Source organism: Paracoccus sp. P2 (assembly GCF_046335115.1).
In the GTDB taxonomy this organism is placed as follows: Bacteria; Pseudomonadota; Alphaproteobacteria; order Rhodobacterales; family Rhodobacteraceae; genus Paracoccus; species Paracoccus pantotrophus.
Genome location: NZ_JBGOSN010000102.1, coordinates 1 through 4323, shown reverse-complemented (window position 1 = coordinate 4323; position 4323 = coordinate 1). Strand labels below are relative to the sequence as shown.

Sequence of the window (4323 nt, the reverse complement as noted above, 5' to 3'; positions counted from 1 at the left end):
AGTTCGTGGTCTTGTATCTCGTCGGGGTCCAGCTGCTCATGCCCAAAGGTATCACGCTGGATTCGCAAGATGAATCCCGTCAGCCATTTGCGCAACAAAGCCGCGTATACCTACTAAGCGCAGGGTTGGCTTGTACGCCAAGGGCATCGGAATATCCGAGGCACTCGAAAGTCCCGGTAGCTTATCTTTCTTGCGATAGCTCTTGGCCGAGGCCCCACAGCCTGTTCAGGATCGACCAGCTGGCTTTCGGCTGGTCACTCTGCGGAGCATTTCCATTCCCGCACAGGCACCGCCATAGCAGGACCAACCCCGGTCTCAGATCGTCGCCATGCAAGCGGACAAGGGACGTGCGGATTGTGCGATCGAGGTTTCGGGCACGAAACCGGCAGCTTTTGCAGCGGCAATGAAAGCCCGCCGCGCCGATCCCACCGATACAAGGCAGTGCAGGGCGGCATCCAGCTGCTCGAGCGCATGGTGCTGGGCCGTATTGGAAACCGGCCACCTCCTGCGGAGCCAGTATCTCGCCTGCTCGATCTTGCTGAACTTCTGCACCTCGCCGGCAGACGAAATGACGAATGAAAGGGGCGTGCCCCAGTGAATTTCCATAATGAAACTTTTCTGTCGGAACGGTTGGAATGGCGGGCAACGCATGCCCACCCTCCTCAAGGAAAAGCGGAGACGGCATGAAGCCGACCCCGCCTGTATTACCCTTCGGCGCTGCTCTCAGGAGAGAACGAGATTCGTTGCCGATTCCCGGCCATTGCGGTCACGCTCGATATCATAGGCGATCGCCTGGCCATCGTTCAGATGATGGATGCCGGCGCGCTCGAGCGCGGAAATATGGATGAAGACATCCTTCGAGCCCGTTTCCGGGGCAATGAAGCCGAAGCCTTTATTGGAGTTGAACCATTTCACGGTGCCATTGGCCATCGTGCTGTTCCTTTCAAAAATACCGCTCACACAGCGCAGCGGCTCGGCAAAGCTGAAGATCGAAGCTGAGCCGCAAGGAACAGGGTCCGAAAACAAGAGATGCTGATCCTATATAGGTCATGCCGGCTGAATTTACGAGGAAATTCCGGGAATCATGCGATCCCGGCCCATTACCCGTTGTTCGGCAAGGAAAGAATTTGCGACCCGCATCGACGGAAAATCCGGAGAAACGCCGTTTTTACCGCAAACTGCAAGTCTCAGCTTTCGTGCTGTTCCTTGCCGCCCAGTTCCCGGGCGTTCGTTTCCGCTATCGTCTCATGCAGCCGCGAATGGGCGGATTGCCATGCATCGAGCGCGCCCACGGCCTGGTCGAGCGCCTTTCTGTCCGGCCCATCGAATTGGGGAGCCGCCTCCTTGATCGCCCAGTAGAGCCGGCGCACCACCGGGGTCATCCGCTCCAGCCAGGCCAGGACATCCCTCAGGCTCTGCTCCTTGCCGCCGGGGTTGGAGTAGACCCCGCCCTGGAGGCCCTGCAGTTCCAGCTCGCTCAAGCGGAGCTCGATATCGCTCAGCCGTTCCCTGATATCTCTGTCGCTGTTCTCGACCAATGAGACCATTTTCGCCCCCTCCCTTTATGTGATTGCTCTTCTTGGGCCTGCCGGCCCATCGATCACGCCCTGTCAGTCGTCGGATCGCCCATGCCGCTCGCGACGCGAACCAGCATGCCGCGCTCGTTCCCGTCCCTTTTCCGACGCCGGCGCACTCCTGCATCATGCTGCGGCTCGGGTCGTTTCTCGGGGGTGCTGGCGATGTCTGCGGAATCCACGGTCTGGGTCTCCCTGTTGCCGGACGAAAAAATTCGAACAGGCATGGCTGATATGGGGTGTCAGGGGGCTGCAGGCCATAGGAGACATTCGCCTATCGACCAACCTCCGGAAAGCCCGAGAAAGAAATCTCGGTGACGACGAAGCGGTTCTGCAACGGCAGGATGAGGTCAGCGCAGTCGATGGCCGTTACGACGAGTTTTGCGTCAGTCGGCTTTTGCGATTCCTATTCAGGCGCGGGATCGGTTCTTTCCGCTGCCGCGTCGATCCGGTCGGCCCATTCGATCAGCAATCGCGCTGCGCCGAAATCTCCGTGCCTGTCGCGCTTCTGGGCGGCGAGAGCGAGGTGTTCCCGCAGATCCGTCGTCATGAGCAGGCCGGGCCGCTCGGTGGCCAGAAAGAGCATTTGCAGCAGGTGCTCTATGGCGGCTTCGTATTGATCCGGGCTTTCGATTGCCACCTTCCTGCCTTCCATCGGTTGCTGCCTGGCGCCTCGTGTCAGGCGATTGCTGGTTGCCCCAAAGGACGAAGACCGGATACCCGTTTTGCATCGGTATCGGCCCGCTTGACAGTCAGCATGGCTGGCGCGTGTCGCGTCACCAGTCCCGGAACCGCTCGAACAGCCCGGACGTGCAAGATCTGATCGGAATGAGCCGGGTTGTTCCGTCGTCATGGGCGAGCTTCACCAGATCCCCATTCTGGAAATGGCGGATCCCCTCAAGATGCCACGGCGGCTGAGCAAAGATTTCGGTAGCTCCGGTGAGCGCGTCGGTCAGGGCAACACGTTTGGTCATGGAAACCTCGCTATCTGGACGAGCGAAAACGGCGGACCTGGATCCGCCGCTTCACCTTCCAGCTTTTGAATGCCGCATACCAGCGCAGATTTCGACCACACCTTGGTGCGGCAATTTACCGGAAGATCGGGGGTCCGCAGGTTTCCACCCGCTTCGCCTTTCGCATGGCAGCCGGCTGTCATCTGTGGTCAGCAGGCTTCCGCATTGGGTCATCTTTCGGATCGTTGTCGCCCTGCTGCGGGACTGCCGGCGGCTCGCCCTGCTGGGCCTGACGGGTCTCCCCCTCGGGTCCAGAGCGTCGTTCTTTGGGCCGGTGCCCACAATGGGGTCTTCCATGGCACCGCCCGGAGATCCCGCTCGGATGAACAAGACATGGGGTCGAAGGGATGGAATTGCGCCCTCCGGATCGAAACTATCGTGCAAGCTGGTCATATGGCTGGAAAGAATGTCGCTCCGATCTCGTGGCTCCTTAAGCGCCGCCAGCGTCGTTACCGACCGTCGGGGCCCGCGCCCTCGAGATACGATGATGTCACGTCAGCTATTTCCTCCGCGCGTCCAGGACATGGGAAACGAGACTTTACAGATGCTGAACTGCGTCCGCTTCAAGGTTGACCTTCCGCGGATTCCCCGAACAGCCGTCGTCGAGACGCACCTGCTGGCTTGACAACATCAGGTCTCACCTTCATTGTCTCAACATATCTTGAGAGGTTGATTCGATGGAAGAGCAACACGCCCTTGTCGGCTTCGCGGCCCTGTCGCAGGAAACCCGGCTGCGCATCGTCCGGCTGCTGGTCAAGGCCGGGCCGGAGGGCATGGCGGCCGGAGCCATCGGCGAGGCCCTGGGGGGTGCCAGCACCTCGCGGCTGTCGTTTCACCTGACCCATCTCGAACATGCCGGGCTGATCCGGTCCCGGCGCGAAGGGCGCTTCATCATCTACAGCGCCGTCTTTGCCACATTGGCGGGGCTGATCGCATTCCTGATGCGCGATTGCTGCGACGGCCACCCGGACATCTGCGCGCCGGTCGCGGCCGCGCTGGATTGTGCCTGTGACCCCACTTTGACCCGCGAGGCCTGAGCATGGATGTCGTGATCTATCACAACCCGGATTGCAGCACCTCGCGCAACGTGCTGGCGCTGATCCGCAATGCCGGGATCGAGCCGCATGTGGTGGAATACCTCAAGACGCCGCCCTCGCGCGCGATGCTGGAGCGGCTGATCGCCCGCATGGGCATCGCGCCGCGCGAGCTGCTGCGCCAGAAAGGCACGCCCTATGCCGAGCTTGGCCTGGACGACCCGGCGCTGACCGACGCCGCGCTGATCGAGGCGATGCTGGCGCATCCGGTGCTGATCAACCGCCCCATCGTGGTCAGCCCCAGGGGCGTGCGGCTTTGCCGGCCCTCGGAACAGGTGCTGGACCTGCTGCCGCCGCAGCGCGCCGCCTTCAGCAAGGAAGATGGCGAGCAAGTCGTGGATGCCCAGGGCAACCGCATCCGCCCGGCCTGAAAGGAGCAGGTGATGACCCTCGACAGCCCGGCCCGCCGGCTTTCCTTTCTCGACCGCTACCTGACCTTGTGGATCTTCGCGGCCATGGCGCTCGGCATCCTGCTGGGCACGCTGTTCTCCGGCCTGCCGGATGCGCTGAACGCCATGGCGGTGGGCTCGACCAACATCCCCATCGCCATCGGGCTGATCCTGATGATGTATCCGCCGCTGGCCAAGGTCCGCTACGAGGACCTGCCCAAGGTCTTTGCCGACCGGCGGGTGCTGGTGCTGT

At 61.6% G+C, this 4323-nt stretch carries 8 protein-coding genes; 3 read left to right on the top strand and 5 right to left on the bottom strand.

Annotation, left to right across the window (positions count from 1 at the left end; all coding sequences use genetic code 11):
• Window positions 1–315 precede the first annotated feature (315 nt).
• The 5 genes from ACDP63_RS24300 to ACDP63_RS24280 form a co-directional block, all read right to left on the bottom strand.
• Window positions 316–606 carry a DUF982 domain-containing protein gene (locus tag ACDP63_RS24300; protein ID WP_230377943.1) on the bottom strand — a complete coding sequence of 97 codons (291 nt, stop codon included), beginning with the start codon at window positions 604–606 and terminating at the stop codon, window positions 316–318.
• A gap of 117 nt (window positions 607–723) precedes the next feature.
• A complete protein-coding gene (locus ACDP63_RS24295) occupies window positions 724–930 on the bottom strand; it encodes a cold-shock protein (RefSeq protein WP_011749408.1) in 207 nt (68 codons plus the stop codon).
• 257 nt (window positions 931–1187) lie between these two features.
• Window positions 1188–1547: a hypothetical protein gene (locus ACDP63_RS24290; protein ID WP_011749407.1), complete on the bottom strand. Its 360-nt coding sequence runs from the start codon at window positions 1545–1547 to the stop codon at window positions 1188–1190.
• A gap of 433 nt (window positions 1548–1980) precedes the next feature.
• A complete protein-coding gene (locus ACDP63_RS24285; protein WP_017998452.1) occupies window positions 1981–2229 on the bottom strand; it encodes a hypothetical protein in 249 nt (82 codons plus the stop codon).
• 121 nt (window positions 2230–2350) lie between these two features.
• Window positions 2351–2548, bottom strand: a complete 198-nt coding sequence (locus ACDP63_RS24280) for a hypothetical protein (protein ID WP_041530327.1) — start codon at window positions 2546–2548, stop codon at window positions 2351–2353.
• 716 nt (window positions 2549–3264) lie between these two features.
• Here ACDP63_RS24280 and ACDP63_RS24275 point away from each other — a divergent pair.
• The 3 genes from ACDP63_RS24275 to ACDP63_RS24265 form a co-directional block, all read left to right on the top strand.
• Window positions 3265–3624, top strand: coding sequence for an ArsR/SmtB family transcription factor (locus tag ACDP63_RS24275; RefSeq protein ID WP_011749404.1), 360 nt, complete (start codon window positions 3265–3267; stop codon window positions 3622–3624).
• Between the two features lie 2 nt (window positions 3625–3626).
• A complete protein-coding gene (arsC, locus tag ACDP63_RS24270) occupies window positions 3627–4052 on the top strand; it encodes an arsenate reductase (glutaredoxin) (RefSeq protein ID WP_409928803.1) in 426 nt (141 codons plus the stop codon).
• A 12-nt stretch (window positions 4053–4064) separates the two neighbouring features.
• Window positions 4065–4323: arsenic resistance protein (locus ACDP63_RS24265; RefSeq protein WP_409928802.1), on the top strand; the 259-nt coding region annotated here is incomplete at its 3' end.

What these genes read in the sequence shown, in the direction of transcription:
- ACDP63_RS24300 (WP_230377943.1), bottom strand. Translation starts at nt 606, where the DNA reads ATGGAAATTCACTGGGGCACGCCCCTTTCATTCGTCATTTCGTCTGCC.
- ACDP63_RS24295 (WP_011749408.1), bottom strand. Translation starts at nt 930, where the DNA reads ATGGCCAATGGCACCGTGAAATGGTTCAACTCCAATAAAGGCTTCGGC.
- ACDP63_RS24290 (WP_011749407.1), bottom strand. Translation starts at nt 1,547, where the DNA reads ATGGTCTCATTGGTCGAGAACAGCGACAGAGATATCAGGGAACGGCTG.
- ACDP63_RS24285 (WP_017998452.1), bottom strand. Translation starts at nt 2,229, where the DNA reads ATGGAAGGCAGGAAGGTGGCAATCGAAAGCCCGGATCAATACGAAGCC.
- ACDP63_RS24280 (WP_041530327.1), bottom strand. Translation starts at nt 2,548, where the DNA reads ATGACCAAACGTGTTGCCCTGACCGACGCGCTCACCGGAGCTACCGAA.
- ACDP63_RS24275 (WP_011749404.1), top strand. Translation starts at nt 3,265, where the DNA reads ATGGAAGAGCAACACGCCCTTGTCGGCTTCGCGGCCCTGTCGCAGGAA.
- arsC (WP_409928803.1), top strand. Translation starts at nt 3,627, where the DNA reads ATGGATGTCGTGATCTATCACAACCCGGATTGCAGCACCTCGCGCAAC.